Here is a 21227-nt window from a genome sequence, read left to right on the forward strand (position 1 = left end):
GGTGGATCGCAGTATTATCATAGATGGTGACTCTAGTAATAACTTGCATTGCCCAATTTGAACTGATTAAGTCCAGACGGCTGTTGATGAAACTAATTGCTATAGACAATTTTGACAACTGACAGAACTTTCGGTATGCTGTTTCAAGATAGAAATGAGGTGACGACCATGGCGTATGCGCAGATATTGGTTTGTGTCGCTGTAGATGGTCGGGGACGTTTTTCCGTAGATTAAATTTTAGGAGAAATGTTTCATGAAAAACGTCCGGAAAAAAGGACCATCTTTAGGTTTAATTATTATATTAGTTGGTTTCCCACAGATCAGTGAATCGATCTTTACCCCCGTTTTGCCGGCTTTAAGTCGTGCGATGCAGGTCAGTGCGAGTCAGGTTCAGCTGACGATGAGTAGTTACTTTATTGCTTTTGCAATTGGCGTACTTGTTTGGGGCCAGCTTGCAGATCAGTTGGGACGGCGACCGGCCATGTTAGCCGGAATCGTGGTTTATTTGTTTGGCAACGTTGGTCTGTTTGCTAGTACCAATTTCACATGGCTACTCGCTTGGCGTTGCATCCAAGCTTTTGGTGCGAGTGCTGGTTCAGTGGTGACGCAAACTATTATGCGTGAGAGTTTTACTGGTGTGACCGGCGCGCGGATATTTGCACAAACGAGCGCTGCAATGGCCTTAGCACCAGCTTTAGGACCCTTGATAGGTGGGTTAGTGCAAACTTGGTTTGGGTATCGGCAAGTCTTCAGTACGCTGATCATGATGGCGAGCTCAATCTTGCTGTACAGTGGTTGGCGTTTGCCAGAAACGCGCCCAATGACGCTGATACGACCGACTCGCCAAGTTACTCGGGCCGAATTGAAGCGACTAGCCCGTGATCCAGTCGTTTGGGAATATGGTTGGTTGATTGGTGGAATCAATGGGTGCTTGTTCAGTTATTACGCGGAAGCACCCTTTGTCTTTGAAGGCCATTTTGGTTTTTCAAGCTTACAATATGGCTGGCTAGGGTTGATTTTAGCTGCGGCCAGTTTAAGCGGCGCACTGTTAGTTACACGACTGTTAACGCGCTATCTCCCAGAACAACTGGTCTTCGCAGGATTGGGGCTTAGTGTGCTGGCTGGGGGCGGCTTGTTGTTGGCTGCACATTTAGATGATGCAGGGTTAATGCTAGTAGGAATCTTCTTCACTTTCTTGGGCTTGAATATTGCATTACCCAATTGTTTGAATCGTGCTTTGATTGGTTATGAGGCCATCATGGGGCGAGCTAGTGGTTGGTTCAGTTTGGGTTATTATTTGGTTGTTAGTCTGCTGACGTATTTGATGAGCGTTTGCCACAACGGGACCATTTTAAGCTTACCAAGTTATTTATTGGGGCTCAGTGGGTTAATGTTTATTAGTTATTATCCAACGTTGAAAAAAGGGCTATTGAGATAAGTTAAAGGCGCTCATGCAAAAATGCACGAGCGCCTTTTTTCGCCCCCTTGTTAGTAACTGTAACTACTGTAGGCCGCCATCAAGGTGAGATAATAGTAACTCCCCAAGATGGTTAGCCAAATGGCAATCCAGATAATCGTGGTTGCAAGGTGGAAAAACCGTAAATGGTAATTAAAACGAGCAAAAGTTTCTGGTGCTGCAATCTTAAAGGGTAAATTGGTCGTATCTAAGCTATGCAGATAATCGTAATTATGTTGTGGCCAGAAGAAGCCGACCCCGGCGACGCAACAGAGTGCCACTAACGCAACAATTGCGGCTGGAAAGACGGCCGTTAAGTCAACCGAGAAAGCGGGAGCGACGATATTGCGGTAGACGATCCAAAATGAGACTAAGCCTAAGACATAACCAACCAGGCGAATCGACTGCACGGTGATTATCTTGGCTTTTAGTTTGGGCTGATGTTTGATCAAGGCTTTAGTTGCCTGGTAATGGCGTTGACCAAACCGAACTTCTTGACTGGTCATGATCAGGTAGCGATTCTGGCTCAAATAAGGAAGTTGCGCCAGGCCGACGACCAACGCAATGATTGGAATTGCTGCAATGAGTGCCATGATCAAATCTTGAAACCCAATCACTGGTTCAGTGCCAGTTGCCAAAATGCGGACAGTCCAGAAAAGCAAGCCAGCCACAGCGATGGCAAAGGTTCCCCAGATCTGGCGTTGACGATAGTGTTTGAAACGCTTACCGTTGACTAACACGAAAGGTTGCTTTGCAAGCGACTGGGCTGTCCAATAATGGTAGTGCGTGCTCGACCAAACTAATGGGTAAACCATTAGCAAGGCGGCACCAGCGACCATCAAGACGGCACTGATCCACGAGACGCGGGTAGACACAACTAGCAGATCAAGTTTCGTTTCTAGTAGATAAAAACTGACGAGCCAAGAAATGAGGCCAAGCCAGAGACTGATCTGGCTAATAAGAAAGTTCAAATTACCCTTTGATGACGCAGCAGTGGCCGATTGACGCGCCTGACGCTGCAATCTTAACTTAGCTGCTTGATTTTTCGGGGCAGTGGTTGGTTCCAGATAAGGTCGTTGCCAGTTGAGATAAAACAAACCGCCGCTGACGATTAATAGGACGATTGCGATAATGGTATAGATCATAATTGACATAGACGTAATTCCTTTAAAATAAATTATAGTGTGACACTTATTTCAGTGTAAAACTAATTATCGCCTAAAATGGGTCAATCTGTAAACCTTGAGATTTTCTTAAATTCTCTGTACGTTGGGGTATGGATTAGTGTTCGGCGAATTAAGAAAAAGTTAACGGCGCTAACTAATGAGCCTATGACCGGTCGCTTTTCAGCGCAATCATTGTATACTATTTAATTGTTCGTCGGAATGACTACTGTTAGTGGTTAGTTTTAAGTTGATAATGCATGACTGACAAACAAGGAGATTAGGGTGATTCCGCAAAAATAGTGCGGTTTTAAACTCGGCAATAGAGATACGGAGGAATTGAGCGAGATGTTTATCGAACTAGATGGCGAGAAAGCCAAACACTTAACGGCACTAGAATTGAAACAATTCTTAGATCGACTGCCAGATGAATTTTTGAAGCAGGTGGTCATTCAACAAGATGACGTTATTTTTAGGAAAGCAATTTTACAACAAAATGCAGAAATTGAAACCCCAACCTTATTTTTTGAAGAATATTAACTGGATTTTTGTAAGCACTCACTGACTAGCCAAGATGACAAGGACTAGCTAGTGAGTGCTTTATTGTCAAAACACGCTAAAGTCAACCGGCACCAATACTAAGTTTATTGATATTTGACGGCAACAATAATGTTCAAACCAGTAATCAGTTGGCAGAATAGTCATTTGACTCGTTGCCACGATTAGCAGTTTTTTAAGTTAAGGCGTCAAAACACTTTACTAACTAAAAGTAAGTGATATACTAAATTTATTAAATATGAATTAGGAAGTTGACTATCTATGAAAAATAACTTTATCGAATTACAAGCAAACCGGCGGACTATCTACGCATTAGGTAAAACCGTTAATGAATCACATGCAGACCTGGTCACCTTGATTGAAACAGCAATCAAGAATGCCCCTTCAGCTTTTAACAATCAAACGACACGGGCAGTGATCTTATTTAATCAGTATCATGATCAACTTTGGGACATGACTGCTGATCGGTTGAAGTCTGAAGTGCCAACTGAAGCAGCTTATCAAAAAACGTTAACGAAGTTGAATGGGTTCAAGGCGGCTTATGGCACGATTCTATATTTCACTGATACCTCGGTTGTGAAGCAAAACGAAGCTGACTTTCCATTATATGCGGCTAATTTTGCTGATTGGTCTGAACAGGCCCAAGGAAATGCACAATACAGTGTTTGGACGGCTTTAGCTGAAAATGGGATTGGTGCAAATTTACAACATTACAATCCGCTGATTGATGAACAGGTCGCTAAGGCTTACAATATTCCAGCTAATTGGCGGTTACGTGGTCAAATGCCATTTGGGTCGATTGAAGCCCCTGCCGGTGAAAAGGAATTTATGGCGGATGCCAATCGTTTTAAAGTTTTTGAGTAATTAGAGTTTGTTTGGAAAGTCAACTAGTTTATTTAGTTGGCTTTTTTTGATGCTTATAATTGTTTTTAACTGCGTTCATTAGTTTTGTCATTGAACCGTTGCGAAATTTTGTGTATTATTAAATTGTTAATATTTTTTAAAGTCTGCTATATTGGCTAGCAATTGCGACAGGTTGCTTGTTGCAACTCCCAAAATTTAAGTGGTTTGTAAACAAGATGTAAAATAACCGATATATTTTTGTGGCGAAATGTACATACTTTAAGATTATTATAAAGATGATTGAAATATTACATATTTTGTTTTTTCGGAAAGGTGAATGGCGTTTGAAAGTAAAAAAAGGATGGGGGCTCGCGCTCGCAACGCTTGGCATGTTGTTGACAATGGGGACGGCAGCCACTAAGGCGGATGCAGCGGTGCCAGATATTTCAGAGTGGCAAACTCGGCTGAGTGCCACGCAGGTTCGGAGCTTGAAGTCACAAGTTAGTTTTGTCATTAACCGGGTTCAATATGGGGCAGGCTATGAAGATATTACACATCGTAGTAATGAAAGTTTGTATGTGAAGTACGGTGTGCCATTTGGGTCATACGACTTTGCAACCTTTTCAAGTGCTGGTGCTGCCAGAACTGAAGCTCAAAGGTTTTACGCACGGACAAATAAAAATACTCGGTTCTATGTGTTAGATTTTGAAACGAATAATGGCATGGGTAGTGGGACCGCCAATGCCGCCGTCAAAGCTTGGTACGCTGAAATGCGCAAGTTAACGAACAAGAAGTTAATCTTCTATTCGTACCAATCGTTTGCCACGACATACGCCAATGCGGCTCGTGGCGCGTTTGATGCCCAGTGGATCGCCAACTATTCATACCGACCTACCGTCTCATTCTCAATGTGGCAATATACGAGTGCGTACCATTTTAATGGTTTAAAATACAATGGTAAGCCAATTGATTTTGATAATAATTTGGTTGATGGGCATTCTGTGACCGCGTACCATCCAATCAGTTGGTGGACGAATGGCAAGAGTGCCAGAGTGGCAACGCATGCGCCGGCTAAAGCAGTCGCAACATCAAAGCCTGCTGCGACGCCAAAACCAGCTAAGCCAAAGACTTATGCTTACAGTAATTATGCTGCTGGACAGTATGCTTATTTGAATTCTGGTGCCTCTAATTATGAAGATCGGTCAAGAGTGCCTAAATCTGTCAAACGAAATACTTATCGGATTACGGCGGTTCACGCAATGAATCGCAGTCACTCCAAGCAAGCTGTTTATCTGGCTGGTTTGAACAAGTGGGTCTTAGCACAAGATGTCACTGGTTATTGGCGCAATGGTGCGTCAGGTCGGTTTACATTGCGCTTCAATGCCAATATCTATAATGATCAAAATTTAAAGGTTAAGTCGGGTCGCAGAATTGCTAAAGGCGCAACGGTGACTGGTAAGGTCATCAAAGTTGGGCGGTTATACCGTGTTCAACTGAACGGGGGCGGCTATATTACCGCGCAAGTTAAAGAGGCCAATTTTGTCGAAGTGAAGCCAGCCAAGACTTATGCGTATAGCAGTTACAAAGCTGGTCAGTATGCCTATTTAAACTCTGCCGCCACACACTATTACGATCAGGGCAGAGTGCCTAAGAAAGCTAAGCAAAAGACATATCGCATTACGGCGGTTCGTGGCATGAATCGTAGCCATTCAAAACAAGCGGTTTATTTAGCTGGCTTGAACAAGTGGGTCCTTTCTCAAGATGTGACGGGCTACTGGTGGCAAGGCTCTAGAGGGCGCTTCCAGTTACGATTTAACGCTAATATTTATCGGGATAAGAAGTTGAAACAAAAATCAGGTCGCAGAATCGCTAAGAATGCGGTTGTGACCGGTCATATTGTTAAGGTTGGAAAGCTCTATCGGATTCAACTGAATGGTGGCGGTTATATTACCGCTCAAGTTCGAGAAACCAATTATTTGGGTTAATTAAAAGCAGTAACTTGTGTGTCATGACAAGTTACTGCTTTTTTTCTAAAGAAAGCGTCAAACTAGTTTTGTTCGCCAACGCAACTAATTGGGCGTATGCTAGAATAGAAATTAGAACGGTTGTAGAGGGGTGTCAATATGCAAAAACAAGTAACGATTATTGGTAGTGGAATTGTTGGCGCGGTCACAGCTTTTTATCTCAGTGCTGATCCTACGCTCAACGTGACGATTTATGATGAGGGCATTGGTCAAGCCACGAAAAACTCGGCGGGTATTATTTCGCCCTGGTTGTCCAAGCGTCGCAATCAACGTTGGTATGAGTTGGCAAAAGCCGGGGCGGCACTTTATCCAGAAATTGTCCAGACGGTTCAAATGGGGTATTCCGTTTATCAACAGGCTGGGACAATTGTTACGCGGCATGATCCGACTGATTTAGATGCACTGTACAAGCTAGCAACTCAACGTCGCCAAGCAGCCCCTCAAATCGGAGAAATCGAAAAATTGACTGCCACCGAAGTGCAGGAGCGGATTCCGTTATTGACGGCACCGGAACCAGGCGTTTTTATTAGTGGCGGTGCGCGCGTCGACGGTGATAAATTTGCGCATAATTTATTAAAATATGCTGAAAAACGTAATTTAGTGCGGCATAAAGGTAAAGTGACCTTAGGTGATCAGGGGCAACTGTTAACTCAACATGGTCAACAAGCGTATGATACGTTGATTTTGGCAGTCGGTGCTTGGTTGAAACCACTCTTATTGCCGATGGGTATCGTCGCCGACGTTCGTCCACAAAAAGGGCAGCTGATTGAGCTACAATTACCAGAATCTTGGGGTGATGATGTACCCGTATTGATGCCAGAGGGCGAACGCGATTTTATTCCGTTTACCCGTAGTAAGTTAGTGGTTGGTGCCACCCATGAAAATGATATGGGTTACGATCTGCAAGAATCAGCATTGGTGGAAGATGATCTCTTCGCCAGTGGGGTCAAGCTAGACAGTCGTTTGACCAAAGACCAGATCAGTCAGGTCAAAGTCGGCACGCGTGCCTACACACGCGACTTCGCGCCGTTCTTTGGCCCCTTACCAGATAACCCGCACATTTTAGTGGCCAGTGGGCTGGGGTCATCTGGTCTGACGACTGGTCCGATGATTGGAAAGTTATTGGCCGATTACGTGCAAACTGGTCAGCAAACTGATTGGGATCGCTATCAGTTGCCAATTAGCACCTATTTAGACGATGCAGATTAGTGAGCCAGATGTAAGCCTTGTTGTGCCAGCTGATGGGCACCGTGGTTCTGGCTTTCGGGAATCCATTGTGTAATTACAACTTGGCACTGGTCTTGCAAGTGGAGCAACGTTTGTAGTTCAACCGCAAAACTTTTACTGTAGCCTTTGCTAACACTTTCGGCGACGATTTGACTATCAGTATAGAAGAAAACGGCTTGTTCGGGACCATAATGATCTATCAAGTTTTTAAAACCCGCAATTGCGGCTAAAAATTCGGCCGTATGATTGTCCGTCATCGGCAAAATCTGTTTAAATTGTTGTTGGTGGCCGTTGTCGATCAATAAGATTCCAGCGGCACTTTGTTTGGTCGCGGGCTCAGTTGCGGCATCCGTATATAATTGCATTAAAACTCACTCCATTGTGAAAGGAATTTGGTTCTGTGAATAATTCTAAACATACTTTTAAGTATCAACCAAATCTGGCCTCAAGTCTAATCGTTTGGTCTTGGACCTTGCTCATTTTAATGATTGGGATTGTTTGGTGGCTGGAGACTTTGAAGCTTAAGTGGCCACTAGTCTTAATTTTTGGCATCTTCATCGTCTTGTGCGTGGTCCAAATTGGACTGCGGCAAGTCACAATTGATCGCAATCTGATGATTTTCAGCACGGTGCTTAATCGTTCCTGGCTAGTCATTCCACGTGATCAACTAGAATTGATCACAGCGGTAAAAGGTGGGGTACAGGTCCGAATTGATGGGAATGATTACCGTTTCCTGATGCCGAAGAAAAGTCGTAATCAGTTAATTAATTTGGCTCAAAATAACTAATAACCGAACTTTCACGACTAAACCAAAACTATTGTTTTGATTTAGTCGTTTTTTTGGTTGAAAACCGGTATAATTAACTTATCTTGATTAAAGGGGCGGCTATTTGAATGAAAGATATTGAAATTGCACAAAAAGTAACACCAGCACCAATTACCGAAATTGCAGCCAAAGCCGGTTTGTCGGCGGATGAAATTGACCAATATGGGAGTGCAAAGGCGAAGGTCAAATTACCTTTGCCACGCAAGTCGACGAAACGTAAATTAATTTTAGTGACTTCGATCAACCCAACTCCCGCCGGTGAAGGTAAGTCGACAGTGACGATTGGCTTAGGCGATGCGCTGACCAAAATTGGCAAATCAACGATGATTGCGTTGCGTGAACCTTCGTTAGGTCCTGTGATGGGGATGAAAGGTGGCGCGACTGGTGGTGGTTATTCACAAGTGATTCCAATGGAAGATATTAATCTTCATTTTACGGGTGATATGCACGCTTTAACTGCCGCCAACAATACTTTGGCCGCGTTAATCGATAATCATATTCAACAAGGTAACGAATTAGGAATCGATCAACGGCGGATTCAATGGAAACGAACCTTAGACATCAATGATCGGGCATTACGGCGCATTGTCATTGGTTTAGGTGGCCCTACCTCGGGTGTGCCGCGTGAAGATGGGTTTGACATTACGGTTGCTAGTGAATTGATGGCCATTCTTTGCTTGTCTGAAAACATTTCAGACTTGAAGACCCGGATCAATCGGATCGTGATCGGTTATACACACGATCGCCAACCAGTGACCGTTGCGGACTTAAAAGTTGGTGGCGCCATCACTTTGCTTTTGAAAGATGCCTTACGTCCTAATTTAGTGCAAACTTTAGCCCATACCCCAGCGATGGTCCACGGTGGCCCATTTGCCAATATTGCACATGGTTGTAATAGTGTTTTAGCAACCCAAGCTGGCTTGAATTTAGCGGACTACACGGTTACTGAAGCCGGCTTCGGTGCGGACCTTGGTGGTGAAAAGTTCATGGATATCAATGTGCCGGCAGTTGGCCAAGCGCCGGATGCAGTTGTGATTGTGGCGACAATTCGCGCCTTGAAGATGCATGGTGGTGTGGCGCTAGCTGATTTGGGGACTGAAAATGTGGCTGCCTTGCAACAAGGCGCTGCTAATCTTGGTCATCATATTCACGCGATGCAACAATACGGTGTGCCAGTCGTGGTCGCCATCAATGAATTCACGGCAGATACCGAACAGGAGATTCAAGCTGTCAAAGACTACTGTGCTAACTTAGGCGTCGAAGCCGTCTTAGCTGATGTTTGGGGTCAAGGTGGCGCTGGTGCGACTGACTTGGCTAAAGTGGTGGTGAAATTAGCCGATCAGCCGAGCGAGTTTAAGCCACTATATGCAGCGTCAGATTCGATTGAAGCGAAGGTCAATGCTGTCGTCACGAAGATCTATGGTGGCGCTAATGTTGAATATTCTGGCAAGGCCAAGCGTCAGTTGCGGTCGTTTGTCAAATACGGTTGGGACAACTTACCCGTTTGCATGGCGAAAACGCAATACTCACTTAGCGATAATCCAAAATTATTGGGTGCGCCAACTGGGTTCACGATCAAAGTGCGTGAATTTGTGCCAAAATTAGGTGCAGGCTTCATCGTCGCTTTGACAGGAAACGTGCTCACGATGCCAGGACTGCCTAAACATCCAGCAGCATTAGATATGGATATTACAGCTGATGGTAAAATCTCGGGCTTGTTCTAAGCCAATTTAATTGAAATGGTCGACACGTGTATGACGTGTGGGCCATTTTTTCGTTGGTGTCGACGACCATTGATTAGGTTAACTTCAATTTAATACGAGTCAATATTATAATCGTGAGATGTCTGGTATAATTGAACAAGTTTAGTGAATTGTGAGGGGAAATTATGTGGATTTATTGGGCGCTAATGTTTGTGTTGGTCGTTATTGACCAAATAATTAAATCAGTCGTTGTGAGCCATATTGCGCTTGGCGCGACTAAAGCTGTAGTACCAGGGTTATTGTCATTAACTAATTTACATAATAATGGCGCGGCTTGGAGTATTTTAGAAGGTAAGCTGGGCTTTTTCTATTTGATTTCAATTGTTGCGTTGGGCGTCATGGTGTACTTGCTGTGGCGGCTGCGGACGCATCGGTTATACGAATTCGGGATTGTCTTGATGATTGCCGGAACACTTGGCAACTTCATCGACCGAATCCGAATCGGGTATGTCGTTGATATGTTCCAATTGGATTTTATTAATTTTCCAATTTTTAATTTTGCCGACACCTGTTTGACCGTTGGCGTGATTTTGATCTTAATCGCAGTTTTACGTGATGATAATCTTGAAAAGTAAGTGATAAAGGAGTCGATTGTTTGGCCGGAGCAACAACAGAACAACAGTTTACCGTGACTGATCAGGCAGGGCGTTTGGACAAGGTGTTAGCCGGCATCCAAACGATTTGGACGCGGTCGCAGTTAGACAAATTGATTAAAACGGACCAAGTTACCGTCAACGGTCAGCTAGTGCCTAGTAAAACTAAAGTTAAGACTGGTGATGTCATCGTGGTGGCAGCGCAGACGGTCCAAACGACAGAATTGGTCCCAGAAAATATTCCATTAGATATTGTGTACGAAGACGATGATGTGATCGTGGTCAATAAGCCTCAGGGGATGGTCGTGCATCCTGCCCCGGGGCATCCAGACCAGACGTTGGTCAACGCGTTGCTTTATCATAGTCCGTTGTCGACGATCAATGGCGAATTTCGACCAGGTATCGTTCATCGTATCGATAAGGATACGTCGGGGCTATTGATGGTCGCCAAGAATGATCACGCGCATCGGTCGTTAGCGGCTCAGCTAAAAGCTAAAACAAACTTGCGCGAATATACGGCGTTAGTCCATGGGGTGATCAAAGAGACCACCGGGACGATCAATGCGCCTTTAGGACGGTCACCAAAGGATCGTAAGAAACAAGCCATTGTCTCAGATGGTCGGCCAGCCGTGACCCATTTCAAAGTCTTGAAACGGTATCAGCACTATACGTTGATTGCCTGTCGATTGGAAACGGGTCGGACGCATCAAATTCGCGTTCATTTACAGTCGATCGGACATCCGTTAGTTGGAGACCCATTGTATGGTCCCAAGAAAACGATTAAGGGTCATGGCCAGTTCCTGCATGCCCGTTTATTAGGTTTTAAGCACCCAGTAACGGGTGAACGATTGACCTTTGAAGCGCCATTACCGCCAATCTTTAAAGCGACCTTGGCAAAGCTTGACAAAACTGATCTGAATCATTAATCTAACAGTAATGAGAATCCTTTAATCCGGCCCAGAGAGACTGAAAGGTAACCTGTTAACAATAACTTTCATCGACGGTCGTGACAGCTTATGTCCGACCGTCTTTCTTTGTAATGGCAAGTAGCTCAAAAAAGGCAACATGAATTTGGGAGGCAGTTATGCGAAAAGAAGTTGTTGATTCGATGGCGATGAAACGGGCTTTGACCCGGATCACCTACGAAATCATTGAACAGAACAAAGGCATTCACGATGTGGCCTTGGTGGGTATCAAAACGCGGGGCGTCTATATTGCCCAACGAATCGGTGAACGTTTACAACAATTGGAAACGGCGACGATTCCGGTGGGTGAATTAGATATTACCGCGTTTCGTGATGATCAACCCGTGAATGCGGTACAGGCACCGATGGCTTATCAGTTGGATTTTGATGTCGCTGGGAAACGGGTCATTTTAGTCGATGATGTGTTATTTACCGGACGGACGATTCGTGCGGCCTTAGATGCTTTAATGGGTGGTGGTCGGCCACAGAGCATTTCACTCGCTGTTTTGGTGGATCGTGGTCATCGTGAGTTGCCAATTCGCGCCGATTTTATCGGTAAAAACATTCCGACTGCCTTACAAGAAACGATTAAAGTTTCAGTGACCGAAGTCGATGGTCATGATGGCATTGAAATTATTAATTAGCTTATTAATTCAAAAGTGAGAAGGGATCGACATGGCAGACCGCTACTTGATTCTTGAAGACGGCAGTGCCTACCTCGGTGAAGGCTTCGGCTCACCAGCGGTTTCTACCGGCGAAATCGTGTTCAATACGAGCATGACTGGTTATCAAGAAATCATTACGAATCAAATCTATCATAATCAAATTATTGCCTTTACCCAGCCAACGATTGGTAGTTATGGGATTAATCATGATAGTTATGAATCGATTTTACCAACAGTTAAAGGCGTGGTGGTACGCGATGTGGCAAGTATTTCGACAAATCGTCAGCGTCGTTGGTCATTGGATCAATATTTAAAACAACAAAACATTCCTGGCATCAGTCACATTGATACGCGGCATTTAGCCAAACAATTGCGTGCAAGTGGTCCGATGAAAGCTAGTATCGTCGATGTGGCGGATGCACATGCTTTTGATCAACTGGGCGCGACTGTGTTGACGAACCAACAAGTGGCCGCGGTCGCAACGCCCAAGCCATTTCCAAATCCGGATACGGGTTTGAATGTGATTGTGATTGATTTTGGCTTGAAACATGGCATTTTGCGGGAACTGAGTAAGCGTTCCTGCAATGTCACGGTGTTACCGTACACGGCGACGACCGAAGAAATCATTAACTTAGATCCGGATGGGGTCGTTTTATCAACTGGACCGGGTAAACCGCAAGATTTGCCGGACAGTGTCTTAACGATGATTCAAAATATTCAAAATCGCGTCCCATTATTTGCGATTGGTCTCGGACATGAATTATTTGCCATGGCCAATGGGGCACAGATTATGAAATTATCACCGGAACATCATGGTGCCAACCATCCGATCCGAGAAGTGATCACTAATCAAATTATTTATGCGTCACAAGGGCAAGGCTATGCTGTGAATCCCGATACAATCGATCGTAATAAGTTGATCACGACGTTTGTGGACCTCATTGATGGCACGATTCAAGGTTTGCGTTACCGCGACTTTCCGGCCTTTTCGGTACAATTTTTCCCAGATGGGGCACCCGGTCCAACTGAGACGCGCGACATTTTTGATGAATTTGTCGAATCCATGCAACAAGCAAGGGGGCCTGTCTGGTGAATAATGCAGTCATTTCAAAAGTTTTAATTATCGGTGCGGGCCATAACGATATTGGTCGGGAAGGTCAGCATGACGCCGCCGTGACCCAGATTGGCAGTGCCATTCGTAAGTTAGGGATTGCGGTAATTTTAGTGGATAATAATCCATTCTCGGTGGCAGCGGAAAACAATTTTGCGGATAAAGTCTATATTGAACCATTAACCGTGGGTGCCATCACCAAAATTATTCAGGCGGAACAGCCAGATGGACTGATGCCATCTTTAGGTGGGATTCAAGGGGTTAACTTGATTCAGGCGTTGATCCGCAATAATGTGTTGAAGAACAATCACTTACGTTTGCTACAGTGGGACGCGGAAATGATCGACCTCGTCGTCAATCCAGCACTCATGAGTAATCGCTTGAAAGATTTATCGCAACCAGTCATTGCCTCGCAGGTCGTTGCTAGTCAAGCTGAAGCCGACCAAGTGGTTCGATCCGTTGGGTTTCCAGTGATTGTTAAGTCAGTTGCGCCCCGAATCGAGGCGAGTCGCCAGCTCTGTGAAGATGAGGCAGACCTTGAACGCGCTTTGTCAAAGGGATTCAAGCTATCAGCAACGAAGCAATGTATTGTGGAACAAAGCATTGTCGGCTACAAAGAGATTGAATTTGTGGGAATTCGTGATCCTAAGGGAACCGCACTACTCGTCGCTGGTATGGAAAACTTCGATCCAGTCGGCATTCATTCCGCGGATTCAATCGTGTTTGCGCCAACCCAAACGATTACGGATCAGGAATATCAACAATTTCGTTCCGCAACGTTGACGATTATGCGGGCACTGCATATTGTTGGTGCTTGCCATGTACAATTTGCGTTGGATCCAACAACGCAAGCTTACTATGTAATTAAAGTCACACCATATTTTGACCGGGCGATGGCGCTGGCGGCACGGGCGACGGGTTATCCTTTGGCGCGAATCGTGGCAAATCTAACCGTGGGTGTGAGCTTACCTGAGATCAAGTTACCAACCGCATTTCGTAAGCAAACGGCCTTGATTGAACCGGTTTTGGATCATATTGTCTGCCGGATTCCAATTTGGCCGTTTAATGTGTTGAAAAAGGTTAGCCATCAATTGGATACGGTCATGGAGTCAACTGGTTCGGTGATCGGGATTGGTCGTTCCACCGAAGAGGCCCTTTTAAAAGGGCTGCGGGCAACCGACGAATCACGTTATCACGTGATTGCCAATCAGCCGCAGCGTTACTCAGAAGGTGAACTGATCCAACGGTTGATCCATCCGCAAGCCGGCCGTATGTTAGTCTTATTGGAAGCCCTCAATCGGGGGTATCAGATCGATGAATTGGCTGAATTGACTAAAATTGATGCTTTCTATTTTTATAAATTAAGTCATATTATCGCGATCGAAAAGGCCTTGCGTGAGCATCCGTTTGATGTCCATGCGTTAGGCCGGGCAAAATACTTTGGTTTTACGGATGAAGATGCAGCCGCCGCTTGGCAATCGACACCGGCTGAAGTGAACCATTTTGCGATTGAAAATGAGATTCAGGCGACGTTTAAAGAGGTCGAGCCAACTGCGGGGGAGTTCACTGAACAGACCAATACTTACTACTCGACTTATGAGTTCGACAACGAAAGTACTCAGTTACCGGGACGACGAGCTGTCGTGATTGGGACTGGGGCCAATCGTATTGGGACGAACCATGCGAACGATTATTTAGTTTCGCAATTACTGTTTTATTTAAAAAAGGCGGATTATCAAACGATTCTAATCAATACTAATCCTAACAGTGTTGCCATGACACCACAGTTGGCAGGTAAGCGGTACATTGAGCCGAAACAAGTTTCAGATGTGTTGACTGTCTTGGCGATTGAAAAGCCGGAAGTGATCTTTACCACGTATCATGATTACCGGTTAGGACAACAATTGACCAAGTTAGGTTATCAAGTAGTGCAGATCAATAACAGTTTGCCACGGGAGCAAATTAAGACGAATGATTCGCCGGCTGTGGAAGTTATTACGGATGGCAGTGAAGTGGCTATTTTCGGCATTAGTGAAATTATTGCGGGGAATAACTTGCGTCCAGATGTTCGTGGGTCGGTAGAAGTCTTTCCAATTCAGGATAAGGCTGAAAATCAAGCCATTGAGGCACTGAGTACCGAAATTAAGCAACGCGTCTTGACCTTTGGGGTGCCAGGCTTGTATACGGTCCGTTTGACGATTGTGGATGAGGAACTGCACTTGGCGACGATTGAACCGATGAGTCTAGCCACGATGGCACTGATCAGCAAAGCCAGTGGCTCAAGCGTGACGCGGCTATTGCTACACGTCAAATTAGGTGAGTCCTTGGACAAAGTCATGTACGATTATCCCGATTTGACGACGCTTGACACGATTTTTGTGCAGGCGAATACTTTTCCGTATAATCAGTTACAAATTTACGATGAGGATGAAGTGACCGGTGAACCTGGTCATGCGACCGGGACCGTAATTGCCCATGGTAAAACGCTCAAAGCTGCATTGGCGGCACTGAATGCGGGTAACGAAAGTACTGATTTTTAAAAATTAAGGTTAGCGCATCTTTAAGAAATTGAGTTGATTTCTTAAAGATGCTTTTTTATTAAGCAAACGTTCGGAAAATCCAAGCCGTGACAGCGATTACAATTATCGTTATAATTTGATTATGTGGTAAATCTATTGCATGGGAGCAAAAAACATGACGAAAACACTTTATTTAATGCGGCACGGTCAGACTTTATTCAATCAGTTACATAAAATTCAAGGGGCTTGTGACTCACCGCTAACGGCGCAAGGGATTGCGGATGCCAAACAAGTTGGTCAAAATTTCCGAGATCATGGGGTGACCTTTGACCATGCCTATTGTTCGACGCAAGAACGGGCGAGTGATACGTTGGAATTGGTGACATCTCAACCTTATCAACGGTTAAAAGGCATTAAGGAATGGACTTTTGGGGTTTTTGAAGGGGAAAGTGAACGGTTGAATCCACAGCCAGATCCAGTCCGGCATTCACATGGTGATTTCTTCTTGCAGTACGGTGGTGAGTCCGATTTGCAAGTACAGGCACGCGTGGTTAAAACATTATCTGAAATCATGGCCAAGCCTGATCATCAGCAAGTTTTAGCGGTTAGCCACGGTGGCGCTTGCTTTATGTTTTTACGGAAGTGGCTGGATTTTGATGAAATTCAACGGCGAGGGATCGTTTTTGATAACTGTGCCGTTTTAAAATTTAGTTATGATCAGGGTCAGTTTACGTTTGAGGACTGCTACCGGTTAACAAAATAATTTTAACTTAGCTAAATTAAAATTATGTAAACTAGATGACAATCGGTTTACATAATTTTTGTCTAAATAGAAGCTTGGGGGTAAACGAATGAGTGAAACGACGATTGCTTGGGAACAAATGGCGAGTTACTTTCCGAATATTCAGCGGTTTAACCCAACCCATGCTCAGATGATACAGGTTAAACAAAGCTTGAGTGCGCCACGACTCCGATTATTAGTGACGAATCGATTTAGTTCGTTGCCGTTGGTGATCACGCATTTGACGGTCGCCGCAACTGTTGGCGGTGAAAAAGCTGTTACTTTGGCTAAGCAGACGACGTTTACAATTTCCGCTGGGCAAGACCAGTGGACCGATTGGGTTAAACTCCCGGTGGTTGCTGGCGACTGGTTAACAATCGAAATTATTTCACCAACGACTAGTCCGCAAACCCTAATGCAGACTTTAGACCAGTCGGTGATAAAGTTAGCGAGTCTGAAGCAAAATAAGTGGTTTGGCGTCGCAGCGGTTGCCGTCCAAACAGCAAGGCCTAAACAGCAATTACTACTCTTTGGTGATTCGTTGACAAATCAAGGTTATTATTCGGCGGCGTTGAGCCAGTTGCTGTGGTCGCAACAGCCTGACCAGTGGGGCGTGATCAATGGTGGCATTTCAGGGAATCGGTTACTGCGGCCAGGTCATTCCACGTCGGTGTGGAGTCCAAGTTTTGGGGCGGCCGGGTTAGCACGATTTTCGACTTTGCTGACTGAACAACCAATTGATCATGTGATTTTCATGGCCGGTATTAACGATTTGCTCCATCCAGGTACTGAGTCACCGATGGCGGAGTTACCAACGGCTGACGCATTATTGGCAGGATTTCGACAAGTTCAACGATTGGCGGATCAGACACAAATTGTCTTGCAGTTTATGACCATTACGCCATTTAAAGGTAGCATGCTGGATAATCATATAGCCTGGACGCCACAAAAGGAAGCCATTCGTCAAACGGTGAATCTGGCTTTACTAGAGAACGCCAATACGATTGACATTGCTAAATTTGTGGCTGAGTCAGCGGATTCTCAGCAGTTGGCCACTGAATTTGATTGTGGTGACCATATTCATTTTTCGCCAGTAGGTGGTCGGCAAGTTGCCAAGTACATTTTAAATCATTGGGCCTAGCAATGATCAAGTTGCTAGCAACAATATTCTGATATAGCAATGAATTCAAAAAGTTGAGCGCCATACTGATACCATCACAATGTCAGTATAGCGCTCAACTTTTTGAATGATCTTTTTCATGAGAACAACAGTTTGAGTGTTAAGTGTGTCACAGTTAGTTTAGTTTTGGCCGCCAAAAGGTCGTTATATCTTGCTTGGACTCAATGTTAAATTGAATGGCGCGCTTGAGCAAGTCAGTTTCAACAGGTTGTTTAGTCTTAACTTGCCACAATTGTTTCGTTGTCTGGTAACCAGCCACATTAATTTCAGCCTGAAAATGGGTCAATGTCGGTTGTTCGAGTGCAATATTGAGATGGTCTTTAGCCACGTTAAACCCGATGATAAAAGTCTCATGGTCCGTGAACATGGGTTGATTCCAGGCAAAACGTGGCTCTGATTGTGGAAAGTTAGTGGTGACCCAGTTGAGCAAAGTAGTTAATTGGGCACGTTGTTCGGCAACGGTAATTTTGGTCATAAAATCATGGAACGCTGTTAGATTGGGAGCTAGTTCTGTGGCCATTTGATCAACGCCTTTCAAATTATTAGTGATAGTGTAGCGAAGATAAGTTAAGACGTCAAAAGAATCGGATTGCATTAGTGCCCACACGGCTAATGCAATCCGATTTATGCGTTGACATGATCTGGTAAGCCCACCGAGATTTACCTAAGATCACGGGAACGTTGCTTTAATGTGTGGCTGGTTGTAAGGCCAATTGCCACTGATGGGTTGGTTGACTTAATCGGGTATAAGGAATCTGTGTCGAATAGACCCGGGTGATGACGGTTCTTGAATTGGCAGGTTGTTCACGCCGTTGTTGGATAAGTTTAGCCATTTTTAACATAGAATCAGGTCCTTTCTCAATTGAATGACTCTAGTTTAAGTTAAAACGGCGCTTGGGACTAGCATGCTTTCATAAACATTAAATAAGAATTTCTTAGAATCACGAGGACTTTCCAGTTTGTGTGACTGATGACTGACGCCATTTAGCACTTAAGCTCAGATAACCGATTAGTGCTAAGGCCGAAATTAAGGCACTGATACGGAGACCAGGAACACGGTATTGTAAGCGAATCGTATTTTTGCCAGCGGTCACTGGGATCGCGGTGAGACCAGTAAAAATGCGCTGCGGTTTGACCGACTGACCATTGACGGTTGCACGCCACCCGTCATCGTAAGGAATGGCAAGATACATCCAAGATCGACTTTGAGTGTTGTTCAGTTGACCAGTCACGACAGTTTGGAAGCCTTTAGCATGATACTGAGGAATAAAACGGCCAGAATACAGCTGTTGAATGACTCGTTGAAAGGCAACTCGATCTAAACTGCCAAAAGCTTGTTTTGCTAAATTAGCTTGTCGTGTTCTAAATGTCACTGTGACGACAGCGCCTTTTTTGAAAGTGCCCAACTCCCATAATAGTGGTGAAGCATTGGCATTAATGACCGGCGTTGCTGCTGCACCATTCACTTGAAAGCTGGAATATTTGGTGGTCCCCACTGGGTCGTTAAAATAGAGTGGTCCGGTGGTGGTGACTTTCAGTTTGAGTGTCTGTTCATAATGATAACGGTCGGCATTCGGTTTAGCCGTCGTGTGTTCAGAGATCAGTTGCGGTGGCATAAAATAACGCTGATTTTGCGGTCGAAGTTGTTGTAGTATAGCTTCCTGATTGACGATGGCCTGATTTTTGACTAGTTTCAAGTCTTTTAGTTGCGATGGAATGGTAAATCCGAGACCTAGATAACTATGATTGAATTCGGTCTGGGCATCACCATCACGGCGTAAGGTAACATTGTATTTAACTCCTAACAGGAGGTCGGTTACAGGTGATAGGCCGACAGAACTGATGCGTCGCACATTGCGACTATAGAGTCCAAGTGACTGCAACATGCTACGGGTCGTCTCGTTCAAGGTGGAGCTGTAGTAATCGATGTCGTGAAAATTGAACAGCATCGGATCATTATAGTTGTCATATTTTTCTTGGTAACCACGATTGATCAGTGTATTAGCGTCGTCGACCCGATAAAGTTGGCCATCAGGATCATTGACGGCGGCCATTTGCTGATATTCGGTCGTGTAAGCTTGTTCGTAGGCTTTTTCATAGCCAAATGGTGTGTTAGCCATACTGAAACTAAAATTTAACCCTAATTCGGTCATCAGGAGGCCAGTCAACAGTCCTTGCTGCAGTCGATGCCGTGTGAAAAACAGTGCGAGGGCAGCTAAACCAATCATCAGCCAGTTCAAGCTCACCATTCGGTCAGACAATTGGTCGGATGACCACCAGCCGAATGTGATTAATGTGCCTAGGATCAATGGTAGGCCGACTTGCCAGCGTTTGGCGATTAGGCGGGGCTGCGCTAACCACCCTTGATAAGCCAATAGAATCAGACAGAAACTAAAGAAGAAAGCATTACGGAACGGAAAGCCAGCCGCTTGTTGAAAAAGGTGCCAAACCGTATTCAACCCTTCAATCCACATACTTAGCAGCATTGCGATCAGTAATCCCGCAGCGTTGAGCTTGCTTCCTCGCGATAATTTGGGATGAACGAAGTAAACCCCAACCAATAGTAGGACGATCGTTGTACTAAAGAGCGTGGGGTCGTGGGTCAAGCGGTTGGCATAATTGTTTGCGCCCAAACCTAGTTGGGAAAATACGGCGTTCCCGAATGTTGGTAGTGGTAGAAAGTTCCGCCAAGAATTATGACTTTTGGCGGTTTGGAGGAGACCAAAAGCGGTCGGGATTAGAATAACTAGGCTGCTTAAAACACTGAGAACGCCGGTGATTAAAAGTCGGCTGAGTTGTTGGCGCCGCTGTTGACACTCTGCTCCAAACGAGCTAGTTTTTAATTCAATCAATTGATAAATTAAATAATAGCTGGTAAATAAGACTGTCATATAGCCTAAATAGAAATCAGTGATAATACTGACCCATAGCCACCAAAAGAAGCGATCAGTTTTGCCAGTCTGTAAGCCCTGATCGAGACCATTTAGAATGAGTGGTAACCAAATCAGGGCATCTAACCACATCAGGTCAAAGTAATTGAGCGCGGCAAAGCCACACAGACTGAAGGCCAGACCAAATAGGGCAGCTGCACGACGTTGTTGGTTGAAATGGCGCTGTAAGTAGGTCGTCATCGTGAAGGCGATTGCCGCCAATTTGGCCATGAGGATGAAAGTGATGCCAGTCAGTAACTTAGCGGCTGGAAAGGTGAGAATCAGCAAGTTGAAGGGACTCATCAAGTAGTAGGCGACCGTGGGGACTAAGCTGCCACCTAGTGACTGTGAGAACGAATACAACTGAAAATTGTGATAAAGCCAAGCGTGGCGGTAGGCCGTAAAAAAAGAGACATATTGGCTACCCATATCACTGATTAAAAAGTTGTGATCGTCAAAAGGGGTGATCTGCTGTTGGATTAGGACTAAACTGACGACGATTAGTGACAAAAGGCTGCTTATTAAAGGCGTCCCCCAGCGTTGTTTAACTGATAACCACAATTTCATTAGCCTCCTTCTGATTGGTTAAGTATAAGCCACGAAAAGCCGTGTTTCCATAGTCA

Annotated in this window: 19 protein-coding genes; 14 read left to right on the forward strand and 5 right to left on the reverse strand. The window is 44.8% G+C overall.

Annotation, left to right across the window (positions count from 1 at the left end; genetic code table 11):
• Window positions 1–253 precede the first annotated feature (253 nt).
• Window positions 254–1438, forward strand: a complete 1185-nt coding sequence (locus tag FFM70_RS02890) for a multidrug effflux MFS transporter (RefSeq protein WP_137615338.1) — start codon at window positions 254–256, stop codon at window positions 1436–1438.
• 50 nt (window positions 1439–1488) lie between these two features.
• Here the strand turns inward: FFM70_RS02890 and FFM70_RS02895 are convergent, their stop codons facing one another.
• Window positions 1489–2610 carry a hypothetical protein gene (locus FFM70_RS02895; protein WP_137615339.1) on the reverse strand — a complete coding sequence of 374 codons (1122 nt, stop codon included), beginning with the start codon at window positions 2608–2610 and terminating at the stop codon, window positions 1489–1491.
• A 357-nt stretch (window positions 2611–2967) separates the two neighbouring features.
• Here FFM70_RS02895 and FFM70_RS02900 point away from each other — a divergent pair, with 357 nt between their 5' ends.
• The 4 genes from FFM70_RS02900 (at window position 2968) to FFM70_RS02915 (ending at window position 7253) form a co-directional block, all read left to right on the forward strand.
• A complete protein-coding gene (locus FFM70_RS02900) occupies window positions 2968–3159 on the forward strand; it encodes a hypothetical protein (RefSeq protein ID WP_137615340.1) in 192 nt (63 codons plus the stop codon).
• Window positions 3160–3438: 279 nt separating this feature from the next.
• Entirely contained in the window at window positions 3439–4041 is a 603-nt protein-coding gene (locus FFM70_RS02905) for a nitroreductase family protein (protein ID WP_137615341.1), read from the forward strand.
• A gap of 323 nt (window positions 4042–4364) precedes the next feature.
• Complete coding sequence (locus FFM70_RS02910) at window positions 4365–6005, forward strand: GH25 family lysozyme (protein ID WP_223877423.1); 1641 nt, start codon at window positions 4365–4367, stop codon at window positions 6003–6005.
• Window positions 6006–6143: 138 nt separating this feature from the next.
• Complete coding sequence (locus FFM70_RS02915; RefSeq protein WP_137615343.1) at window positions 6144–7253, forward strand: NAD(P)/FAD-dependent oxidoreductase; 1110 nt, start codon at window positions 6144–6146, stop codon at window positions 7251–7253.
• Here FFM70_RS02915 and FFM70_RS02920 read toward each other — a convergent pair.
• On the reverse strand, window positions 7250–7636 hold the full coding sequence (locus tag FFM70_RS02920) for a ribonuclease HI family protein (RefSeq protein ID WP_137615344.1): 387 nt from the start codon (window positions 7634–7636) through the stop codon (window positions 7250–7252). The two genes, FFM70_RS02915 and FFM70_RS02920, sit on opposite strands and share 4 nt — an antisense overlap.
• A gap of 35 nt (window positions 7637–7671) precedes the next feature.
• Between FFM70_RS02920 and FFM70_RS02925 the strand changes: the two genes are divergently transcribed.
• From FFM70_RS02925 to FFM70_RS02965, 9 genes are all read left to right on the forward strand, one after another.
• Window positions 7672–8058, forward strand: a complete 387-nt coding sequence (locus FFM70_RS02925) for an EbsA family protein (protein ID WP_137615345.1) — start codon at window positions 7672–7674, stop codon at window positions 8056–8058.
• 107 nt (window positions 8059–8165) lie between these two features.
• A complete protein-coding gene (locus FFM70_RS02930; protein ID WP_137615346.1) occupies window positions 8166–9821 on the forward strand; it encodes a formate--tetrahydrofolate ligase in 1656 nt (551 codons plus the stop codon).
• Window positions 9822–9985: 164 nt separating this feature from the next.
• Window positions 9986–10435, forward strand: a complete 450-nt coding sequence (lspA, locus tag FFM70_RS02935; protein ID WP_137615347.1) for a signal peptidase II — start codon at window positions 9986–9988, stop codon at window positions 10433–10435.
• A gap of 20 nt (window positions 10436–10455) precedes the next feature.
• Window positions 10456–11379: an RluA family pseudouridine synthase gene (locus FFM70_RS02940; protein WP_137615348.1), complete on the forward strand. Its 924-nt coding sequence runs from the start codon at window positions 10456–10458 to the stop codon at window positions 11377–11379.
• Window positions 11380–11537: 158 nt separating this feature from the next.
• Window positions 11538–12062 carry a bifunctional pyr operon transcriptional regulator/uracil phosphoribosyltransferase PyrR gene (pyrR, locus tag FFM70_RS02945; protein ID WP_137615349.1) on the forward strand — a complete coding sequence of 175 codons (525 nt, stop codon included), beginning with the start codon at window positions 11538–11540 and terminating at the stop codon, window positions 12060–12062.
• Window positions 12063–12093: 31 nt separating this feature from the next.
• The gene (locus tag FFM70_RS02950; RefSeq protein WP_137615350.1) at window positions 12094–13176 is read left to right on the forward strand and encodes a carbamoyl phosphate synthase small subunit; all 1083 of its coding nucleotides are present in this window, start codon (window positions 12094–12096) and stop codon (window positions 13174–13176) included.
• On the forward strand, window positions 13173–15734 hold the full coding sequence (locus FFM70_RS02955) for an ATP-binding protein (RefSeq protein ID WP_137615351.1): 2562 nt from the start codon (window positions 13173–13175) through the stop codon (window positions 15732–15734). Before FFM70_RS02950 ends, FFM70_RS02955 begins: the two co-directional genes overlap by 4 nt.
• A gap of 154 nt (window positions 15735–15888) precedes the next feature.
• Window positions 15889–16476, forward strand: coding sequence for a histidine phosphatase family protein (locus tag FFM70_RS02960; protein WP_137615352.1), 588 nt, complete (start codon window positions 15889–15891; stop codon window positions 16474–16476).
• Between the two features lie 88 nt (window positions 16477–16564).
• Window positions 16565–17635 (forward strand): GDSL-type esterase/lipase family protein, encoded by a 1071-nt coding sequence (locus FFM70_RS02965; RefSeq protein ID WP_137615353.1) that lies wholly within the window; start codon window positions 16565–16567, stop codon window positions 17633–17635.
• 154 nt (window positions 17636–17789) lie between these two features.
• Here the strand turns inward: FFM70_RS02965 and FFM70_RS02970 are convergent, their stop codons facing one another.
• The 3 genes from FFM70_RS02970 to FFM70_RS02975 all read right to left on the reverse strand — a co-directional run bounded on the left by FFM70_RS02970 (window position 17790) and on the right by FFM70_RS02975 (window position 21171).
• Window positions 17790–18194: an iron chaperone gene (locus tag FFM70_RS02970; protein WP_137615354.1), complete on the reverse strand. Its 405-nt coding sequence runs from the start codon at window positions 18192–18194 to the stop codon at window positions 17790–17792.
• Window positions 18195–18360: 166 nt separating this feature from the next.
• Window positions 18361–18516: a hypothetical protein gene (locus tag FFM70_RS13835; protein WP_171002281.1), complete on the reverse strand. Its 156-nt coding sequence runs from the start codon at window positions 18514–18516 to the stop codon at window positions 18361–18363.
• 99 nt (window positions 18517–18615) lie between these two features.
• Window positions 18616–21171, reverse strand: a complete 2556-nt coding sequence (locus tag FFM70_RS02975) for a YfhO family protein (protein WP_223877424.1) — start codon at window positions 21169–21171, stop codon at window positions 18616–18618.
• Between the last annotated feature and the right edge of the window lie 56 nt (window positions 21172–21227).

Source organism: Lactiplantibacillus nangangensis, from assembly GCF_005405065.1.
In the GTDB taxonomy this organism is placed as follows: Bacteria; Bacillota; Bacilli; order Lactobacillales; family Lactobacillaceae; genus Lactiplantibacillus; species Lactiplantibacillus nangangensis.